At 69.0% G+C, this 20914-nt stretch carries 14 protein-coding genes and 2 pseudogenes; 14 read left to right on the top strand and 2 right to left on the bottom strand.

Going from position 1 to position 20914, the window contains the following annotated elements; all coding sequences use genetic code 11:
- The first annotated feature begins 105 nt into the window (after positions 1–105).
- Positions 106–534 (top strand): hypothetical protein, encoded by a 429-nt coding sequence (locus QOC69_RS25725; protein ID WP_526444965.1) that lies wholly within the window; start codon positions 106–108, stop codon positions 532–534.
- Here QOC69_RS25725 and QOC69_RS25720 read toward each other — a convergent pair.
- Positions 512–691 (bottom strand): annotated as a pseudogene (locus QOC69_RS25720) (glycosyltransferase family 39 protein); the annotation flags it as partial. The gene QOC69_RS25725 and the pseudogene QOC69_RS25720 sit on opposite strands and share 23 nt — an antisense overlap.
- A gap of 332 nt (positions 692–1023) precedes the next feature.
- Here QOC69_RS25720 and QOC69_RS25715 point away from each other — a divergent pair.
- Together QOC69_RS25715 and QOC69_RS25710 are read left to right on the top strand one after the other, a co-directional pair.
- Positions 1024–1740, top strand: coding sequence for a DUF4190 domain-containing protein (locus tag QOC69_RS25715; RefSeq protein ID WP_526444963.1), 717 nt, complete (start codon positions 1024–1026; stop codon positions 1738–1740).
- 121 nt (positions 1741–1861) lie between these two features.
- Positions 1862–2119: pseudogene (locus QOC69_RS25710) on the top strand (hypothetical protein); the annotation flags it as partial.
- A 32-nt stretch (positions 2120–2151) separates the two neighbouring features.
- On the opposite strand, the gene QOC69_RS25705 reads toward QOC69_RS25710, so the two are convergent.
- Positions 2152–2322 carry a hypothetical protein gene (locus tag QOC69_RS25705; protein WP_526444969.1) on the bottom strand — a complete coding sequence of 57 codons (171 nt, stop codon included), beginning with the start codon at positions 2320–2322 and terminating at the stop codon, positions 2152–2154.
- Between QOC69_RS25705 and QOC69_RS25700 the strand changes: the two genes are divergently transcribed.
- The 11 genes from QOC69_RS25700 to QOC69_RS25650 all read left to right on the top strand — a co-directional run bounded on the left by QOC69_RS25700 (position 2303) and on the right by QOC69_RS25650 (position 20624).
- On the top strand, positions 2303–2551 hold the full coding sequence (locus QOC69_RS25700; protein ID WP_526444967.1) for an LppU/SCO3897 family protein: 249 nt from the start codon (positions 2303–2305) through the stop codon (positions 2549–2551). The two genes, QOC69_RS25705 and QOC69_RS25700, sit on opposite strands and share 20 nt — an antisense overlap.
- Positions 2552–2614: 63 nt before the next feature.
- On the top strand, positions 2615–3211 hold the full coding sequence (locus QOC69_RS25695; protein ID WP_526444961.1) for a hypothetical protein: 597 nt from the start codon (positions 2615–2617) through the stop codon (positions 3209–3211).
- 48 nt (positions 3212–3259) lie between these two features.
- Complete coding sequence (locus tag QOC69_RS25690) at positions 3260–6037, top strand: VWA domain-containing protein (RefSeq protein ID WP_526444959.1); 2778 nt, start codon at positions 3260–3262, stop codon at positions 6035–6037.
- On the top strand, positions 6037–9585 hold the full coding sequence (locus QOC69_RS25685; RefSeq protein ID WP_526444957.1) for a tubulin-like doman-containing protein: 3549 nt from the start codon (positions 6037–6039) through the stop codon (positions 9583–9585). Before QOC69_RS25690 ends, QOC69_RS25685 begins: the two co-directional genes overlap by 1 nt.
- A 2-nt stretch (positions 9586–9587) precedes the next feature.
- Positions 9588–12248, top strand: coding sequence for a hypothetical protein (locus QOC69_RS25680; protein WP_526444955.1), 2661 nt, complete (start codon positions 9588–9590; stop codon positions 12246–12248).
- Between the two features lie 2 nt (positions 12249–12250).
- Positions 12251–14374, top strand: a complete 2124-nt coding sequence (locus QOC69_RS25675; RefSeq protein ID WP_526444953.1) for a SaeA-related protein — start codon at positions 12251–12253, stop codon at positions 14372–14374.
- Positions 14371–16884 carry a GAP1-N2 domain-containing protein gene (locus QOC69_RS25670; protein WP_526444951.1) on the top strand — a complete coding sequence of 838 codons (2514 nt, stop codon included), beginning with the start codon at positions 14371–14373 and terminating at the stop codon, positions 16882–16884. The genes QOC69_RS25675 and QOC69_RS25670 overlap by 4 nt, the downstream gene beginning before the upstream one ends.
- Positions 16884–17819, top strand: a complete 936-nt coding sequence (locus tag QOC69_RS25665) for a hypothetical protein (protein WP_526444949.1) — start codon at positions 16884–16886, stop codon at positions 17817–17819. Before QOC69_RS25670 ends, QOC69_RS25665 begins: the two co-directional genes overlap by 1 nt.
- Positions 17816–18973: a hypothetical protein gene (locus tag QOC69_RS25660; protein ID WP_526444947.1), complete on the top strand. Its 1158-nt coding sequence runs from the start codon at positions 17816–17818 to the stop codon at positions 18971–18973. Before QOC69_RS25665 ends, QOC69_RS25660 begins: the two co-directional genes overlap by 4 nt.
- Positions 18974–19079: 106 nt before the next feature.
- Positions 19080–19451 (top strand): DUF4190 domain-containing protein, encoded by a 372-nt coding sequence (locus QOC69_RS25655; protein WP_526444945.1) that lies wholly within the window; start codon positions 19080–19082, stop codon positions 19449–19451.
- Between the two features lie 204 nt (positions 19452–19655).
- Positions 19656–20624, top strand: a complete 969-nt coding sequence (locus QOC69_RS25650) for a sensor domain-containing protein (RefSeq protein ID WP_526444943.1) — start codon at positions 19656–19658, stop codon at positions 20622–20624.
- The last annotated feature ends 290 nt before the right edge of the window (positions 20625–20914 follow it).

Raw genomic sequence — 20914 nt, 5'->3', positions numbered from 1 at the left:
GGGGCGTGTCCGGCAGGGGTTCGGGTGCTGCTCAGGTTCGCTCCGTTCAGGTGCCCCGCCAGTGGGTCCTGGAAGGGGCCTGAGGTGGCGAGGAGATCGTGGAACGTGACTGACTTCGTGGAGATGTTCCGGCATTGGAACGCCGGCCGATCGCAGGTGCAGATCAATGAGGCACTCAACATCGATCGCAAGACGATCCGCAAGTATCTGGCCCCGGCGCTGACCGAGGGGCTTGAACCGGTTCCTGAGTCCTTCGACGAGGATCTTTGGCGGGCGCGGATCGGCCGGTGGTTTCCGGAGCTGGTCGATCCGGCGGCGCGGGCGCAGACCTGGTCGCTGATCGCGGCCCACCACGAGTGGATCGATGGTCAGCTGAAGGTGCCGGTCACGGTGGCCACGATCGCGCAGCGGTTGCACGATGATCACGGTGTCGAGGTGTCAGAGTCGACGGTGCGGCGTTACATTGCAGCGACTTTCGCCGAGGCGCGTCTGGAAGACAAGGTCACCGTACCGCCAACAGCAGCACGAAATTGACGTCCAGGAGAATGGACGTCGCCGGCACGACCCCATAAGCGAGCCATACCCCTGCGGTGTTTTGGCGCTCTGCGCGAACCAGCAGCACGGTCAGCCACACAGCGGCCATCATCGACAGCGCATACGGCCGTGCTTCGACGCCTGCCCACGTGGCCCTTTTTTGGTGGATTCGCCGCCTCCGTTGCGCGCATTGGATGACGATCGAACCGGACCTCATGGTGGAATTGGCCAAAATGGTCGATTGCCACAGCAGTAGCCGCGAATCTCTGGTGCGCTCGCACGCCACGGCCTGCAGTTGGTATCCGTTTCGTCGCGGTGGGCGTTTGCGCCAAGGGGTCAGCTGACCAAAGGGTTGGTGGTCGGACCGTGGGCGCATCACGGTCGTATCTCGCACACACATTTCTCGCGCACACATTCCGTGGATATTGGCTGCTGATGGTGATGGAATCGGTAGGGGAGATGCGCCCAACGGACGGTGGGACTCATAAGATGACGTACGGCGGGTACGGGAGCGGCCAAGCCGACCCGTTCGGACCGGACCCGCTCGGCGGTCCACCGAGCACCCCGGGCTACACGCCGCCGATCACGCACGCCTCGACAGGCCCAGGGTTTCCTCCGCCGAATTTCCCGCCCGCTGGCACGCCGCAGGGCGAAGCCAACACTTTGGCGACCCTCTCGATCGTGTTCGCGTTCGTGTTCGCCCCGGCCGGCGCGGCGCTGGGCCATGTCGCGCTGGCGCAGATCCGCCAGCGCGGTGAGCGGGGCCGTGAACGCGCGTTGATCGGGCTGACTCTGTCGTACGTGATCATCGTGCTGGCGCTGATCGCGCTAGTTCTCTGGTTGGTTACCGGCAGCGGCTCAGAGTCGTCACCGTCGGTGACCACCTCGACGACCGCCACGAATACCACCACGAGGGCCGCTTTGCCGCCGCCACGAACGACCGTGATCACCCCGCCGCCCCAGCAGCGGCCGACGGTCGGGGTGGAGGATCTGCGGGTGGGGGACTGCGTGGAGGTGCAGCAAAACCAGCCCGATCCCACCAGCGGGCCCGCCACCAACATCATCAATATTTTCCCGGTGCTGTGTCAGGTTCGCGACGGTGTGTTCCGAGTGGATCAGATCTTGTCGACCAGCTCATGCCCGGGGCAGACCCTGTTCAGCAGGCGAGAGACAGTCTTCGCGTGTATTTCGAATTACCGAGGTTGATCATGAGGAGGTTGGGTTTACTGAGTGGAGATGGCTCCGCCGTCGATGGAGGCCTGTTGACGATTCGCTGGGCGGTACTCGGTAGCGATGGGTTGTCGCAGGTGTCGGATAGGCGGACGTGATGTATCCCGGGGGTAATCCGTTTGAGCCGCCGTCGGCGGATCCATTTGGTGCGCAGCCTGAACCAACGTTTGCACCGCACGGCGCGGGTTCCTTCGGACAGGACGCTCCGACGGGGGCGCCCCACGGCGCACCGCCGCCCGTTGACTACAACACGTTTGCGGTGCTATCGCCAATCTTCGCTGTCGTTGTTCCTCCAGCGGGTGTGGTGCTGGCGCATCTGGCTTTGCCACAGATCCACCGCACCGGCGAACGTGGCCGCTCGGCTGCCATCGCCGGGCTGGTGATCGGCTACCTGATGTGCGTCCTTCTCATCGCGGCCCTCATCTGGTGGTTGACCAGCGACTTGGGGTCGAGCTCGACGACGGCCTCGACGTCGTCGACGGCCTCGACGCACCAGGTGCCGTCGGCCACCCAGCCGAGACCGTCGACGGTGACGTCGGTGGCACCGCCGACCACCATCCCGCGCATCAAGCTCGACCTCGCCACGGTGCCCATCGGCACCTGCGTCGAGATCCAACTGCGCAGCGACGAAGGCAACGATGCGTTGGATCTGTTCAAGGTTGACTGTGCGCACAAAGAAGGGGTGTACACCGTCACGGCGCGGGTCTCGACCAACGCCGAGTGCCGTTCCGTCTACATCGCCGCACCGCCGGACCGCTCGTTCGCGCTGTGCCTGAACCCGTACTGATGCTGATGAATTTACTCGAGACAGCACCCCACAAGAAGTGCGACCGCGTGGCGAGGTGGTGACGTGGATCAACCGAATCCCTTTGACTTCAGTGATTTTGGGCCGCCGCGACGCCCGACAGGTCCCACACCACCGCCGGCCGGGTCGAGTGGGCAGCCACCAGCCGCGCCGCCGCCGGGGGGAGGCGGCTTCTCCACCGGTTTCGATCCGTGGGCCAACGCGCCGAAGACGCAGCGGCGGCGCGGACAGCAGGACGCGTTCGGCGAGGCCGGCGGCGGGGAAGCCTTCGGGCAGTCAGGTCGGCATGACGCCTTCGAGCTGTCAGGGGCATTGGGCGGGGGGACACTGGCCACGGCGGGCCCGCCGCTGGTGTGGTTCGCCGTCGCGCTGGCGCTCGCCGTGGCCGGCGTGGTGCTCGCACTGCTGAGCGCACTGTCGGGCGGCGTGCTGGCGACCGCGCTGGTGGGCTGGCTACTGGCCGGGCCGATCGCGATCGGCGCGCTGGCGCTCTACATACGGGTCGACACCCGCCGGCGCACGGAATCGATCTACTCGGCGCCGCGCTGGGTCGCCACACTGTACTGGGCGGTCCTGGCAGCGTGTCTGATCGGTATCGCGCTGGGCGCCTGGCAGATCGCGTTATGGGCGGGCAGGCAGTAGATGACCGGAAGTCTACGAATGAGGTTGTGGCCCAATGGTCTCAGGCTTGTGCTGCGCTGCCTCATGGTGGCGCTGCTCGCCGGCGGGTTGGCGTTGGCGAGCTGGTCGGTTCCGCACGCCCAGGCACAGCCCAGCTCGGGCGGAGCGAAGCGTTTCGGCGCGTGCCTCGCCTCGCAGAAGGCCGGGGATCTGCTGCTCCTGTTCGACGAATCCAGCAGTTTGCAGCAGAGTGACCCGCAGGCCGCGCGGGTGCAGGCGGCCCGGTACCTGTTGCAGACGCTGGGTAAGTACGCCGACCGGGTCGGCGCCAATCTGGATGTATCCTCGGCGGGCTTCTCCGATACCTATGTGCCCGAGCATGATTGGACGAAGCTGACCGAAGCGAGCGCCGACGCGGTCAGCACGGACCTGTCGAGCGTCGCCAGTAAGAACAACGGCATCGACACCGACTACTGGCTGGCCCTCGACGGGGCGCGCCAAGCCTTGGCGGCGAAGGGGCCCGGACCCAACGGCGGGCAGCGCTGCCAGGCGATCGCGTGGTTCTCCGACGGCAAGATCGATTTCACGCCGCGGGACACCTCCAAGCCCTACGCCGACGGGGTGAACCTGAACAGCCCCAACGGAATCGATGAGACGACGAAGCGGGCCGTGGACTCGATCTGCCACCCGGGCGGGCTGGCCGATCAGCTGCGCTCCAGCGGCATCATCATGCTGGGGATCGGATTGGGCGGCAACAAGACACCTAGCGACTTCGACGTCATGTCGGCGATCAGCACCGCGCAGGGTCTCAACGGCCTGGCGTGCGGGAAGATCACCGATCCGGTGCCCGGCGACTTTTATCCCGTGTCCAACATCGACGACATGTTGTTCGGCTTCGACGCGCTGAACCCGGACCCCGGCACCACGCAGCAAGGCCCGGTGTGCCAGCTGCGAGTGTGCCCGGAGGCGCGGCACAACTTCGTGCTGGACCGCTCCATCAAGTCGGTGAACATCCTGGGCTCCGGCGGGGTTCCCGGTGTGGTGCCCTACCTGGTGTCACCGTCCGGGAAGACACTCGAGCTTCCCAAGAAGGACGGACAAAACAGCGCCGACATCGACGGTGTGCCGGTGACCTACGAGTGGCAATCCGAGTCCGCGCAGACGATTTCGTTGCACAACACCGGCGCACCGCGGTGGGCGGGGCAGTGGGCGATCGTCTACGTCGACACCACCGGACAGCACCCCGACGCGGTGTCGAAGGTCAGCATCCACATCACCACCGACATCTTCCCGGCGCTCATCGGGGCCGAGAAGGTGCCATGGCGCAGCGGGCAGGTGCTCAAGGACCTCACGTTCGGCCTGGTCGACGGGCAGGGCAGACCGGTGCAACCCACCGATCTGGCCGGCACCGCCACGATGTCGGCGGCGCTGGTGCCCGATGGTGCGGCACCGATCCCGCTGCTGGAGTCGGTGGCCAAGGATGACATCGCCAAACCGGTCGACGCCGACCTGACGAAGGTCAACCCGGGACATGGGGTGCTGCGGATGTCGTTGGTGATCACCACGGCACCGGCCACCGACCCGGCGGGCGCGCAGATCGCGCCCGGCACCCAGCTCTCACCGCAGGACATCGAGGTGCCGATCCAGATCCTGCCCAAGTTGGGGCTGCCAACGCCGGGGGAGCGGATCGACTTCGGGACCGTGGAGGCGGCCAAGGGCGCGACCGCGTCGTTGGCCATCACCGGGCCGGGCTGCGCGTGGATCGCCGACGCCGACACCGCCAAGGTGGCGGCCGCCCCGGACGGCATCGGCACACCGCGGGTTACGTCGTCGGCGAACTCGCCGCAGGCCTGTGTGAAGGTCCGGCCGGGGCAGACCGCGCAGCTAACGGTTACGCTGCGCACCGACCACGACGGGCACGGCGGGCTCAACGGCACGATGCCGGTGCACGTTGCAGCCCTGGACAATCCGGCCGACGCTCAAGTCGTCGACGTGCCATTCGTCGCGTCGCTGATCAAGCCGCTGAACACCACGAACTTCGTGCTGGTGCTCATCGCCGCCCTGCTGCTGGGCCCGGGCATCCCGCTGGCCCTGCTGTACGCGTCGAAGTGGTGGGTCAGCAAGATCCCCGACACCCCGATGCTGGCCGAGCGCATCCCGGTGGAGGTGAGCAACGATGTGGTGCTGCGCGACGGGGAGCCGTTCGCGATGGCCGACACCGATCTGATCCAGCCGGTGCCCGGCCTGGCCGGCGGTGCGCGCAAGCTCCCGGTGCTGGGCGTAACGCTGACCGCGACCATGGGCCGCAGCCCGTTCGGTGCGGGCCACGTGACCGTCGACGCCGACGGACTGGACTCGGTGGGCTCGGAGTTGCCCGGAACCGACAGCAGCGGACTGCGCGCGGTGCTGCCGCTGGCGGTCCACAACAAATGGGTGGTGCTCCACGATCCGCACGGGCCGCCCGACGTGGCCGCGGTGCTGCTGCTGGTCGCCGGGCGCGCCGGCACCGCGGCGCGCGAACACCTCTACGAAGAGGTCGCTCGCCGGCTGCCCGAGCTGCTCAACGGGCTGCGGTTGCGGGCGGTGCAGGCCGGGTTGGCGTCGCCGCACGACGAAGCCGGACAACAGGTCTCGCCGTTCGGTGACGCCACGCCGGGATTCCCGGCGGGTCAGGACCCGTTCGAGACCAGCGGGCCCATCGTGGGGGGTGGGCCCACCGGCGGTGCGATGGCCCGCGGCCGGCCGGAGTTCGAGCACCCGCGCGCCCCGCAGAGCGGCGCCGCGCCGCCGCAGCGCCCCGCCAGATATGACTCAGACCCGTTCGACCCATTTAGGGAAGGAAACTGATGCGACGATTCCTGATAGTGGGATGCGGCGGTTCCGGCGGTGCCACGTTGGCGTTCATCATGGACCAGCTGCGCTCCGAAATGCACGCCGCTGGAGTCGAAAAGCTATTGGCGGGTTGGCAATTCGTCCAGATCGACGTGCCCAGCGCACCGGAGCCAGGCCCCGAGGGGCTGGCCAACGTGGTCGCCCAGGGGGGCTCCTACGTCGGCTGCGGACCGCAGGGCAGCAGCTACGCGATCCTCGACGGCGCGCTGTCGCAGCGGCTGGCCGGCGAATCCGCGTTGGACACCATCGCCACCTGGGCACCGCGAAACCCGCAGGAGGTGTCCATCCCCATCTCGGCCGGGGCCGGCCAGTACCGGGCGATCGGCCGGATGATCACGCTGAGCAAGGCCACCGAGATCCACAACCGTTTGCAGGCGGCGTGGGACGCCTTGTTCCGGGTGGAGACCATCTCGGAGATGTCGACGGTCGACGTACCCGGCATGGGACGGTTCGACCCCAACGAGCCGCCGCTGGTGCTGGTGGTGTCGTCGATGGCCGGCGGAGCGGGTGCGTCGATGGCGCTGGACGTGTGCCGGCTGCTGACCCTGGTCTCCGGCCTGGACCCAAAGTTGATGGGCGTGTTCATGGTGACGCCCGACATCTTCAATTCGCTGCCGCAAAGCTCGATCATAGGCGTGCGGGCCAACGCGCTGGCGATGCTCGGCGAGATCGTGGCCAGCCAGGCCGGCGCGGCACGCGAACACGACGTTCGGCTCATGCGGGCGCTGGGCCAGCACCACGGCGAGGGCGAGCCGATCCCGTTTGCGCGGGTCTTCCCGGTCGGCCGCTACATCGGCGCCGATCGCACACTGTTCGGGGACGGCTCGCAATTCGCCGTGTATCGGGGGCTGGCCCGAGGGCTGGCCGGGCTGATGATGAGCGGCGCGGCCAGCGACCAGTTCGTCTCCTACGACCTGGGCAACACCGCGTCCCCGGAGGGCGACCGGGACCTGATGGGCTGGGGCATCTCGTCGTGGGATGTGCTGCCGTGGGGCACCTACGGGTTCTCCAGCCTGAGCATGGGCCGCGACCGCTACGCCGAGTACGCCGCCCAGCGGCTGGCCCGCAGTTGCGTGGACAAGCTGTTGTTCGGGCATCTGCAGCCGGGTAACCCGGCGTCGAGCACCGAACAGCTCGACGCGCTGCTCGGCAGCCAGTGGCAGGCGCACTTCGGCGAGCTGGGACTGCCTCCGGGCGCCGGTGACGAGCACACCCGGGTAGGAATACTGGGCCGCTGGATCGGCGCGGAGGCGTTCGCGGCCGAGTCGGTGACCGCGACGGTCAACGGGCTCATCGAGCGGCAGCTGCGCGGCTATCTGCCCAACCCGGAGGGGATGGCCGCCGAGCAGTGGGTGCCGATCTTCCGCCAGGCCGTCCTCAACCGGCGCGGCGCGCTGGTACGTGCCTGCGCCGACGCGGGGTACGCGATGGCGTTCAGCTGGCACCGGGACTTCGCAGACCGGCTCGAACAGCTGGTGAGCGGGGCGAGCGCCACGCTCGGCTTGCCATATGCGCGGGAGCTGGTCGACCGGCTCCGCCGCCACATCGACGACGTGCTGGCCCCCGGGGTGGCGCAATTGGGGGCGATGGGACCACCGGACATCGTGGCCGTGCCCCCGCAGGTCGACGCGGCGCTGCGGTCGCTGCACGGGGTGATGTCCAACGCCGAACAGGTGCTGGCCACTGCGCTGGACGGGTTCCGCGCCAACGTGCGCCGCCAACTGTTCGCCGACGCCGCCGGACGGCTGGCCGACGTGATGCGGGTAATGGGCGCGGAGATGCTGGCGCCGCTGCGCGAAGCGCTCGGCGAGGCCATGATCCTGCTGGAGAAGGCGCGCGCCGAACCGCCTTCGGATGTCGGGCTGGCCCGGCTGGCCACCGACCAGTACGCCGCGTGGCCGGCCGACGCCGACGAACTCGTGCCGGTCCGGTTCGCCGAAGCCAATAACGAAGTGCTGCTGATCAACTCGTCGGCGTTCAAGGGCCGCTACGAGACCGACCTGCCCAAGGCGGTGGCCGGTGCCAACGCGATGGTGCCGCTGAGCACCGCGATCCTCGACGGCACCACCGGGGTGATCCTGGGACAGTGGCGCACCACCGGCGGGGTGTCGGCGCCGGGGGGTTTGATCGAACGCATTGCGACGTGGGTGACCCGTTCGCTGGGCACCGACCCGGAGACCCAGCACCCACGGGTGCCATCGATGGCGCAGTTCGACGTGCATACCCGCCCATTCGAGTTGCTGCACCGGGCACGGCTTTATGTGGGCCGCCCGGGGGAGGCTTTCGAGGACTTCTGCAAAGTGTCGCTGCGCGACTTCGTGCAGGGCGTCGGCGCGGCGGAGTCCGAGCTGGCCAACCGCCGCCGCGACATCGCCACCAAGTTCGCCGAGGCCCTGTCGCTGGCCCGCCCGCTGGCCAGCGTCAACGACCAGGCCCTGCAGCGGGTGCATCCCGGCCAGCAGACCGAGTACCGGTACAAGTTCTCCGAGGTCCCGTTCGCCGGTCAGCCGGTCGCCGAGGCGTTGTTCGAGGTGCTGCGCGCCAACCCGCGCATCGACCAGGCCACCAAGGACAACTACAACCACTCACTGTCCGACGAGGACAGCGTGGCCCGGCTGGACATCTTCGGCTCCTACCCCAACTACTCACCGCTGGCGTTCGACTCGGTACTCAAACCCGTCGCGCAGCAGTGGGCGCAGACCGCCGGACCCGGACGACTCGGGTTCTGGCGGTACCGCCGAGCACGGCCATTGCCGGCGTCGCTCCCGATGACCGACGACGAGCGGCGCGCGATGACCGCCGGGTGGTTCCTGGGGCAGATCGTTGGCCGCATCCAAATTCCACCGTCGCCCTACACCGAAGCGGTGCGCGTCTACGACGCCGACGCCGGGCAGTGGCTGAACTTTCCCAATCCGCTGCTCACCCCGCCGTCGGAGTTCAGTGCGACCTACGACTGGCTCCCGGCGGTGCTGGAGAGCATACTGCTGGCGATCGCCGCGTCGCACGAGCCGCCGGTGATGCGCTCGCTGCGTCCCTACGGGGTTCTGCGAGCGCTCTATGACACGCATTCGCAGGACCCGGCCAGCGGAATCGTCGAGCTGTCGGGGGCGGAGCTGCTTGGGGAATTTCTGCGCACCGGCGCCGCGGCGCCGGGCGTAACGTCGCGGATCGAGAAGATCGCCGCAGCGCAGACCCCGGAAGAACGGGCGACCGCGGCCGAAGAGTGGCTGACCAGCGTGCGTGACATCGCCGCGCAGTACCTGCCGGCCGATATACTCGGATCAACGCCGGGCGGAGCATTCACCTCCATTCCCACCCGGTCGACGGCATCGAAGACGCCGATCTTCCGGGATCTGGCCCCCGACGTGTTTTGGGCGACTGACGCGCTGATCCGGTTGCTGCAGCGCGAGGCCGCGGCGCTGGCGCAGGGCAGCGCGGCCGCGGAGGCGGCGTACCTCGACGATGGTGGGCCCGTGGTGATCCCGGAGGGCGGGACGTTCTGACGATGTCGATGCCGACCCCAGCGCAGCGGGCCCTGACCGTGCTGGTCGCCCCCCACGCGCAGAGCGAAGAGATCGTCGCCGTGCTCGGCGACTACTCCGCCGTGGGACTGCTCGCGGCGTTCGCCTGGGTGGACGCCGCCGACGTCGGCGGCGCCGCGACGCCGGCCACTGTGGTTCGTGACGGGCGCGCGGAGCCGGTGGTGCTACAGCAGTTGCTCACCGGGGAGCGCTACGACCGGATCCGGGTGGCGGTGCTGGTGCCGACTGAGGCGCCCTCCACCGAGCGGGTGCCGTTGGCCGCTGAGCAGACCGTTGAGCAGATCGTGCGCAGCAGCTCGATGGGCGCCCGGGTCAGCCTGCTGCGGGTGCTGATCACCCGCGGGGACGCCGCACCGACGACACCGGACCCGACCCTGGTGCTGGAGGGCTGGCACAACCTGCTCATCGCGCCGGAGGACTCGGCCGGACCCGGCCTGGGCGCGGTGCCGTGGGGTCCGATGACCGATCCACTCGACTTCGCCCAGTACACCGCACCGGTGATCGCCGGTATCGCCGGGCTGTGGGCGGGCGTGGCGCAGACCCCGTTCGACACGCTGGAGGTCCTGCCGGGGCAGACGGTGCGCGCGGTGCGCGCGTTCTACCGGCGCCTGGACACCAGCGAGGTCGAGGAGCGACTGCGCGCGCAGCTGTTCGACCCGGCCGGGCGGCTTCCTCTGCCCCGTGGCGGTCAGATGCCGATCGTCTATGTCGACGATGTCGCGTCGGCGGCGCAGACGATGGCGCGGGCATTGTGGACCAAGCACCGCGACGTGCTGCGGGGTCCGAGGCTGGCGGCGGGTGACGTCGGCGGGCGCGCGATCTCGATCTGGGCCGCGTTGAAGATATTCTTCAAGTTCATGGGCGCCTCGCTGCGCAGCGCGCCAGGGGCATGGTGGGCGGCGGTGACCGGTTCGGTGTCCTCAGTGCTGGCCAGCACGGTGCAGGGCACAGTGTTCGGCGGGAAGGATTCCGCGTTCGCGGTGGTCACCAGCATTGAGCTGGCCAACTGGCAGGACCTGGGCCGCAGCGCCGATACCCTCAACAGCGCGTTGGGCGGAGCCCCCCAACCGGAACACTTGGCGCAGCAGGACCTCAGCGCGTTGTGGATCGATTTCGTCAATGGAGCGCTGACCCTGGCCGACGGCGGCCGGCGGGCGGCGGGGCTGGAGCCGATCCAAGTCGGCTCCGGTGTCGGGGTGCTGGCCCACGGCGCCGATGTGGTACCAAGTGCGGCCGAGCAGTTTTCGGCGATTCCGACGTCGCTGGCCGCGGTCGTCGGGGTCAGCTCGGTTGAGCCCGCGGATGTGCTCGGCGCCGCCAACCTGCGCGACCGGCTGCAGCGCGCCTACCAGGATCCCGCAGCCGGGGTGGAGGCCCGCACCGCCGGCGCCGAGCTGGAACATTGGCAAGGGGTTGCGGCGAGAAGCTATGCGTGGCAGGTTAGTTCGATCCTCGTGGACTTCCTGCACCGCGCCCGCACCGAGGTGGCACAGCTGGTGGGCCAGATCCAGGACGCCGCCAAACCGGTGTCGGTCAACGAGCGGCTGCGGGCGCGCCAACAGGCCGTCAGCGTCATCCTCAAAACCTTCTTCTGGGCGCTGATGCTGGTGCTGGTCGTCCTGGCCGGGATCGCCGTGGCCGGCTCGGTGCGGTGGAAGTTCGCGCTGTGGACCGGCGGTGTGATGCTCGGCTTGTACAGCGTGGTGTCGCTGGCGTTGTTCCTGCTCGCCCAGCGAGACCTGTTCGCCGAGATGAACTTACGGCAGTCGCAGATGGGTGAGCTGGAGACGATGCAGGCCAACCTGCGCACCGCGTTGCAGGATGTCAGCCGGCTCTCCACCGCCTACGGCCAGCTGCTGTCGTGGTGCCGGGCGCTGGGGGCGGTGCTGCGGGCGCCGTTCGGGCCCGCACCGGCGGCGCGCGCGTCGCCCGGTCAGCTGTACGACGGTCTGCCCCGCTCAACCCAGCTGGGTGTCGCCGAGCCCAGTGAGCAGCAGGCCGGCGACGCCGCCCACGCGATCCAGCGGCGCCTGTACGCGTTGGGCTGGCTGACCCAGCCTTGGCAGGAGATGGTCAACGCGGCCGCGCAGCGGATGCGCGAGGAGCCCGAGATGCTGTTCCGGATGCCCGGCAGCGGCACGCAGTCCGGGCTGGATCAGTGGTCGCACGCGGTGGCGTCGGGCCGGGTGCAGCCGACCGGCGCGGACGCGCTGTGGGCGCGGGTGGAGCACATGTTCGCCGAGGAGACGGACGGCATCGCCGACGCGCTCACCGGCACCGTGCTGGTGCCCGGCCTGGGGCGGCGGGTGCCGGCCCAGCAGTTCAGTGCAGGGATCACCGATCACCGCCGCGGCCCGGCCGCCCCGTTCGACACGTCGCTGTTCACCCACGCCGCGATGACGGCGGGCCGCTCAGCGGTCGCCGTCGACGACGTCGCTGTGGCGCGCGGGGGCCTGGGGTACCGGGCAGCGGTCGTGCAGGCTGGCGACGGGCTGCCACCGTACGACTTCGCGATGTTCGAGCCACCGGTAACGGTCGCGCCGGGCAGCGACGACGAAGTGGCCACAGTGATCAGTCGGGCAGCACGTCGCGAGGTGCTGCCCGGCCAGGACATGGTGTTCTAACGATGCCCGATCCACAGCACGTTGACGAAGACGACGATCCGCGCCTGGGCGCCCTTATGGAATGGCGTCAGCAGCTCATCGACTCCGGCGCGGTGTCGCGCAACAGTTTCAAGGAGGCGCACCTGCGCCTCGTGCTGCGATCGGGCCGCACTGATGTCAAGTCGATCCGGGCCATGCTGCCCGGCTCGGTGGCCCAGCACGCCGAAGACATGGCGCGGTTGCTCGCCGAATTGCCGGCCCAATCCCGCGCCGGCACAGCCGAATCCGGCGCCGTGCAGGACGCGGCGGGCCGGCACCCCCCGGGGGTCGAAGACGCCTCACCTCAGGCCGATGACGATGCCGAGCCGAAGAGGGCGACGCTGCTCCCGGCGGCCCAACCTCCTGCGTCCCCGCCGCGGCGTGCGGAGGAAACTCGGTTCGCGGCGAGTGATTTCTCCGCGTTCACGTTTGGTGAGCAGGGCGGTGAGGTGCACACCATCGGCCTGCGCCGCCGCCAGCAGGGAGAGGACCTCCCTGGCGCCCGGGAGTTGACGTGGCCGCCGTATCTCCCGCCGACCGGTGCGGCGGAGAACATGGTGATCTACCGGGTGGTCAGCGAGGAGGACAATCCGCCGTATTCACCGGATCGGGCGCAGCTGGTCGCCGCCACCACCGCCACCTTGGCGACAGACGAACGACCGGCGAGCACCGCGGTGCGCCACTACCAGGTGTGGGTCAACACCGGGCCGACCGCTGCGCAGGCGCTGGTCGCTCAGCCGGTCAAACACGCTGAGGCGGTACTGGTCTGCCCCGTCCGCGACTTCATCATCCGCGAGGACAACGGGCAGGTCATCGGCCACTGGAGCGTCCCACCCGCGGTGAGCGCCGTCTTCATCTACCGCATACCGGCCGACGAAGCCGGCCGCGAGGGATTGCAGCACCGCATCCTCACCGACACCGACAACCGCGGCGGCTTCGTCGACACTTTGGCGCCCCGCGGCCAGACCTACGTCTACCGGGTGCGCTGCGCGGGCACCGTCGACGGTCTGATGCGGCTCTCCGAGGCCAGCGAAGCCACCGTCGAGGTGTCCGCTGTCCTGGCGCCTGTGGCCGATCTGTCGGTGGGCGCGCAGAGCGCCGACGGGTCGGTGTTCGACCTGACCTGGACAGCCCCGCCGGTGGGCCGGGTGGTCATCTACCGCGGCCAGAACCGGCCGAACGCCGGCGCGGAGACGGGGGAGCTGCCCGAGGCGGCGCTCGAACAGATCGGGCTAAGCCCCGAACTGCGACTGACCCAGCCGGTGTCGCAGCGCCAGGACCAACACGGCCAGTCGCGGTCGACGATGCCGGGGGTGTCCTGCCCGGGCAACTGGAGCCGCGCCTACTTCACGCCGGTAATCCTGCTGGCCGGGCGCGCGCTCCTGGGCACGACGCTGTCGTCGGTGCGCACCGGCGTCATCCGTGACGTCGATCTGGCCGAATACTGCAACAAACAGGTGCTGACGTTCGACTGGCCGCCGGGTGCCGCGGCGGTGGTCGTGCACTTGGCGCCCAAGGGCCACGATCCGCGAAACGCGTTGACCGGCAAGTCGTTTGAGATCTCGCTGGAGGAATACGAAAAGCACGGCGGGATGCAGCTCACCAAACAGGAGTTGCCCGCGACCGGTTGCTCGTTGCACCTGGCACCGGTCGCCTTCTCCGGCGGGCGCCGGGTGACGGGCGCGATTCGCAGCATCGAATACGCGGGGCTACTGCGCCTTCAGTACGCGGTGCGGATCGGCCGGGATCCCGACGGCTCGCCCACCCACGCCACCATCGCCATGCGCTCGCAGTACGACCTTCCCGGCTCGCCGGCGTTCGTTCTCATCAACAACCCGCAGCGCATTCCGCTGTCGATGAACGACGGGCAAGCCGTCGACGCGGCGTCGGTCAACGACAATGGCCAGATCACCGGTGAAATCTCGAAAGAGCTGCGGTGGTCGGCGCTGACCACCCACGGCACAGGCGAGTTGTGGGCGGCGAATCTGCACGGCCTGCAGGGCTGGATCCGGCTGTTCGTGAACTCCCCTTGGCCGGCGCGGCTGCGCACCATCGCGCTGCTGGATCCGCCCGTGGAGAATCTGCGCCTCACCCCGGCGGCCCCATGAACAACAGTCGCTACGGCCAACTGGCGTACACGTCGTTCGACAAGCGCGGGTCCGCGGGCGGCTGGCAGATCAAGCAGGTGGGCGGCGCGCTGAGCGCTGACGAGGCGCAGACGTTGGTGTCCGGGGTGCACACCGTGTTCCATCCGGTGGAACCATTACCGACCTACCCGACACCCGAGCAGCTCGAGCGTGGCCCGCGCCGGTTGGCGTATCGGCGTATCGACCCGCGCGCTGCTGGCTACTGGCACACCGTGCCCGCCGGCGCGGACAGCACCGGCCGGCCCGGCAACGTGTTCGCGCACGCGGTGCTGGACCGCGATCCCGACGCGGTACGGCGGGACCGGCCGATCCAGCGGTGGCGGTCTCCACAGTGGCTGTGCCCGTACGGTGCGGCCGCGGTCGCCCGCGCCGTGCTGCCCGACGAGGCTCCCGGCCCGGCGGACGTGGTGACCAAGGACAGCGTGGTGGCGTTCGCGCTGGACACCAGCACGTGGCGGCGGCTGGCGACCTTGTTCGGACTGCTCGACGCGGTGGACAGCGCGATGAACGGCGGACCACCGGTGGTGCTGGGCGTCGAATCCGTGGACGTCGCCGCGCAGTGGATCGGGCTTGTCAGTTACCTCATGTCGCCTGGCACCGCGGCACGGCTGAACTTCTCCACATTCGATCGGGCCGACCAGCTGAGCCCGGCGCGGCAAACTCCCCAGCACCTCACCGCGGTACCGGTCGCTGACCTCGCCGCCGTTCCGGCCGGTGTGGTGGTCATCGATGAGACGGCGACGTTATCGTTGGGGGAGCTGGGCGGCGAACCGCACCGTACCGCCACCGGGCAGCCCATCGCGGTCACCGCGTGGTCGGCGATGGCACAGGTGGTCCTGCTCGAGCCGCAGTCGGCGCGGGCCGTGCTCGACGACATCGACCGCTACGCCGCCCAAACCGACGACATCGCCCTGCACCCGGCGTGGCCGATGGCAATGGCGGTGGTCGTCGAGGACCAATACGCCGACGCCCACGCCGAAGCGCACAGCGTCATCGCGGCACACCAGCCACGCGGTGTCGCCCCCGGCTCAGCGGTCGACCACACCGTTTCGGGTGTTATGGCCGCGCTGGTCGGAACCAGCACGGCCGATGCGTGGCACGCCGTGCAGCAGGCACCTGCCGGCCCGGCGGCCGGCCACGCCGACCTCACCTATCTGTGCCGGGCCATCGCCGACGACACCTGGCTAGATCAGCTTGGCCCGATCCCGTTGGGACCGCGGCGGTTTCCTGAGGGCGCGGTGCCGCCGGAGCTCTCCGCGGCCATCGGACCGGCGCTGGGGCGGGCCCGCGATGGGGGGCCGGACCGGGTTCTGCGGCTCGCCGACTTCCTGACGAGGGTCGGCGTGGACGACGAACGGCTGTCGGCGGCGCTCAGCCGCGATGTGGTGGAACACTTGTGCGATCCCCGATCAGGTCCGCGGCTGATCCGACGGCTCGGGCAGCGCATCGGCGCCGACATCCGGCTGGCGCTGGCCGCGGAGTCGCTGAAGGCGACCGGTCACCGCGACGGGTTCACCGCGCTGAGCGACGAGGTGCTCGATTGGCTCGCCGCGGGCATCAGCGCACCGGCGTCGCAGGAGCTCGTCCAAGCCCGGCCGTGGAATGCCACCTGGAACCGCGCCGCGCTGCGCGGCGCTCGTTCCCAACAGGTCGGTCCCGCTGACGCCGCGGACCGCTGCGTATGGCTGTGGTGGCTGCGAATCTGCGGTTCGCCGCGCTTCGAGCAAATGGCCGCCTCAGGGGTGTGGGAACCGGCCGAGCTGCTGGCCGCCGCCGGCGGGGCGCCGCCCGGTCTGTCCGTGCTGCCCACCCTCGTCGGAGCACCGGACTCTGCGGCGTTGACCGAGCTGGCCCGCGCGGTGCTGGAAGCCAGCGCCGAGGACACCGCCGTGGCGTGCGCGGCGGTGCGGCTGCTCGAACCGCGAATCTGGGTGGAGCAAGGACACATTGAAATCCACCAGGCCGCCTACACCCCGCACTGGGACGCCGCGCTCGAGGTGCTGGGACCCGACCGGGTGCATCCCGACTTCACGGTGCGCCTGCTGACGCTGGCGATGGTCGCGATCATCTCCGGTCAGCCGTACCCGGCCGGTTGCGCAGCGCTGGCCGCCGACCCGGCGCTGGCCGCGGCAGCGATCGCTCAACTGTTGGCGCTGGTCGACGGCCACGCGATCATCCCGGCGGCAGTGCTGGCGACCACTCTGGTACGTGCAGCGGCGGACGAGGAATCGGTGGCACCCACCGGCGGCGGTGTGGACGACCTGCTCGCGCAGGCGGCCCTCCAGGTGGCGGCGACCCGCGAGTTCAGCGACCAGGACGTGGATGACGCTGCGTCGTTGATGGCGCAGATGACGGGTACCGCACCCGACGGCGGGGTCCTGCGCCGCAACCGAAAAATGGTGGCCAAGCTGCTGGCGCGCTGCGCGGAAGCGCAGCCATCGCTCGCAGCCCGGATACGAGGAAGTCGCTGATGCCGATCTATGTGGTGGGCGCGCGCAATCAGCTTGTGCACATTCCCAACCATTCGCTGGCGGTGTCGATCACCGGCTCCGTGCAGGGCGCCGAACTCGATGTCCGCGCCGGCGCGGATCAGCCGGTGGTGCGCTCGACCGCGCATCAGGCGGTGCTGCCAAGAATGACCGGCCCGGTGACGGTTGCGGTGCGCCCCGTCGGGGCGGCCCGGTTCGCGCCCGGCACCGTCATTCACCTCGCCATCGCCCACGACACTCCGGGCGAGGTGGATCCGGTGCAGGTGTTGTTCGATCCCGTCGACGTCAGCGGCGACGCGGAGGTGGTGTTCGCGGCGTTGCGGCCCAACGGTTCCCACATCGAAGTCGGCGTCAGCGCCGTGGCCGACGCACCGCTGAGCCCGCTGGGGTCGGCGGCGCGCAGTTCGGCCCGCCAAGTGATCGGCCGTGGGCCGGCGCAGTCCGACGGGTCGGTCGTGGTGGCGCTGGACACATCGGCGTCGATGAGGCCGTGGTTCGCTGACGGCAGCGTGGCCGCGGCCACCGACATCGTCGTCGGTGTCGCCGCCGCGGTCGGTCTGCGCACTGTGTCGGCGGTGCTCGTCGGCGTGGAAGTCACGCCGGTGCCTGTCGGCTCGCCGGGCCCTGACGGTACGGGGTTGGCCGAGGCGGTGCGGCAGGCACAGCCGCGCTGGTCGGCCGGAGCACGGTGGTCGCGCCTGGTGGCAGGACCCCGTACTATCGTGTGCGCAGACTTCCCGACTGCCGCTGCGCGGCAACGGTTTCCGGTGATCATTCTGTCCAATGACCGCCGCTTCGACGCGGCCGGGGCGCGGCTACCGGCGCCGGGACCGGGCGAAGACGCGTCGGCCGGGCTACTGGCGCATCCGCCGGTGCTGGACCGTATCACCGCCTCCCTTGTGCAGGCGCTGACATGACAAAGTGCCCGCGGTGCTTTTCGCTGCTGGACCCCAATCAGCGCCTGTGGATGATGCCCGCGCAAGCAAGCACCACCCGCTACCTCGATGAAGTCGCGTCGGCGTTCCTGGGCGCGCCGGCCGAGTGCGGGCCGTTCTACAAGTGGGACCGCCCACCCGGCTACACCGGTTCGTCGCCGCCGCCGGCCGAGGCGGCCGCGGCGCTGAAGGGTCCGGTGGTCGAGGTGTGTCCGGTGTGTCACTACCACCTGCCCGATCGGTGGCGCGACGGGCATGCGATCTGCATCGCGATGGCCGGCGCCCGCGCCACCGGTAAGAGCCTCTACATCGCGGTGCTGGTCAAACAACTCGAGCTGCTGTGCGAAAACCTCGGTTTGTCATTTGAGCCGGCGACTCGTGCCACCGCCGCGGCGTACTCGACGAACTATGAGACACCGCTGTTCGTGCAGCGCGGTCTCATCCCGCCCACCCAGCCCGTGCACACCCGGGCGTCGCTGGAGCGTGAACCGCTGACATTCAGCATCGGCATCTGGCGGGGGGTGCGGCGCTATCTGGTGCTGCGTGACGTAGCCGGTGAGGACATGGAGTCCGGCGACCTTCACACCCCGGCGTTTCGGTTCTTTCCCAACGCCGACGCCGTGTTTTTCATGTTTGATCCGTTGCGGGTCAAGTCGATTCGCGACCAGCTGGACGACCTGCTACCCGCCCAGATGTTCAGCGGCGGCGACCCGCGCAGCGTGCTCAACAACGTGATGCTGGCCATCGGCCAGGGGCAACCCAAATTGGCGGTGATCCTGTCGAAGTTCGACGTGCTGCGGGTGCTGCGCGACGTCGAAGGCTCCGAGTGGAGCTTGGTCATGTCCAACGCGGGCGCGGCCTATCTGCGTGACACCTCCGAAGCGGAGCAGTACGACGAGACGGGCGGCCAGCTGCTGCACGAGGAAGTGCGCAGCCTGCTGACGCGGCTCAACGCGGGGTCGATGGTCGCCGCGGTCGAAAATCCCTCCACAGGAATGCGCTTGGCGCACCGCTATTTCGTCGTGTCGGCGCTTGGGCAGCCACCGAGTGGCAACCGACTGCACGCGCGCGGGATCGCCCCGTTCCGCTGCGCGGACCCGGTGCGCTGGATCACGTCGAGTTTCGGGTTGCTGTAACCATGCTTTCGCCCGTCAGGGGACCGTCGCGGCGCCGGAAATCCGTGCGATGGAAGGGGCCGCGGCGATGGTGACATCACTTGCGGGCGATTGAGGGGGTAGGCGCATGACGCACGGAGGCTACGGCGGCGGCTCGGGGCTCCCGGCCGGCGGTGACCCGTTCGGGGATGATCCGTTCGCCGGTGACCCATTCGCAGTCGGGCCGGCCGCCCCGACTGCCCCGGGCGGTTCGGCTGGCTCAACGCCGGAGCAGCAGTCGCAGGAGGAAACCAACACGCTGGCCACGCTGTCGGTGGTGTTCGCGTTCGTGTTCGCCCCCGCCGGAGCGATCCTGGGCCACTTGGCGTTGTCGCAGATCCACGAGACCGGAGAACGCGGTCGGGACCGGGCGCTGGTCGGCATCACCTTGTCGTATGTGTTCACCACCGTCGCGGTCGTGGCGCTGGTGGTGTGGTCCGCGGGCGGCAACAGCGGTTGACCGGCGGTCGCATGGCCGAACTCGACGGCACCGCCACCGCCGAAAGTGGACGCGGCCGGACTGCCGGCATTGCTGCTGAGCTTCGAGCGCATCCCAGGCGAATCCCGAGCGGAGGCGCTGAGCCGTGTGGCGGATTTTCTTCCGGTTGGTCTGAAATGCGGGGTCGCGACGGATAATGTCGTTCAATTGGGGTGAGGTGCGCACATGAGCGACGGCGGGTATGGCGGCGCCCCGAAGGGGCCGTACGACGGTGATTTGTTCGGCGCAATCCCCTATCCCCAGCCTCCGATCATCTCGGCCCCAGCACCGGCACCCCGGCGCAAGACCAACATCTTCGCCACCCTGTCGGTGGTGTTCGCGTTCGTATTCGCACCCGTTGGGGCGGTGTTCGGCCATCTTGGTCTGTCCCAAATCCGACGCACCAAGGAGCGTGGCCGCGAGCGCGCCCTGATCGGCCTGACATTGTCATACGTGTTCGTCCTCATCGCTGTAGCGGCGCTGGGAATCTGGACCGTTGTGGGCATGCGCGCGGGGAGGTCGTCGACGGTCGCGACCTCCCCGCCTGCGGCAACTAGTTCCGTGCCGGAGCAGCCGTTCGTGACGGCAGCCCAACTCCCGAAGCTGCTGCTGAGCATTGACGAGGTCAACCAGGCCGTTAACGCGCCGAATCTGGCCAAGGTCGACGATGCGACAGGCTTGGCCAGTTCTCAGGGGCTCACCGTTACCCCGCCCGAGTGTCTCAGCGCGCTATTTGCCGGAGCGGCGCCGGCGTATGAGCACAGCTCGTTCCGCGGCACGTTCTCGCGAACCATCACCGGCGACGGCAACGGCGGCATGATCCTACTGGATGAGACCGTGTCGACATTCGAAAACATCGCCGACGCAACAAGATTGGTGTCCCGGTTGGTCGGTCAGTGGCGGGGCTGTGCGGGCAAGTCGGTCACCCTGGTCGCGAACAGCAATCCCATCACGCTGGATGTGGGACAACCGGTGCCGAACGGAACAGTGATGATGCTTTCGAACTCGCTGCGCGGCGGTGCGGCGGAATTCAGCAGTGATCGGGCCATTGTGGCGAAGGCCAACGTTGTGATCGACTTGGACGCACAGGGTTACGACATGGGTGATGCGCTCATGACGCTCGCGGACCATATCCTGGCGAGGGTTCCGAGCTGAGTCCGGTGGGGATGGGTTGCAGCGCGGATGTTTCTGCCTGATCGTCGGTGTCGGAGTGCCAGCCCGCTCGGAGACCAGGGGAGGGGCACCTCGGCGACGAGATTCTAAATGGCGGAGTTACGGGCGCCAAGCAGGTTAATGCCCAGTTTGCGCAATCTCACCATGATCGATCGGGGCTCGAGATGCTTGCCGGCTGTGCGCTGTGTTGGTTCTGGCGGGAATCACCTCGGCAGCATCACAGATTGTCGTCCCGTTTGCCGCCAGTTTGGCCGCCGAGGATCAGCGTGGCC

This window comes from Mycobacterium sp. (assembly GCF_032162105.1).
GTDB lineage: Bacteria > Actinomycetota > Actinomycetes > Mycobacteriales > Mycobacteriaceae > Mycobacterium.
This window is presented reverse-complemented; position numbering and strand designations above follow the sequence as displayed.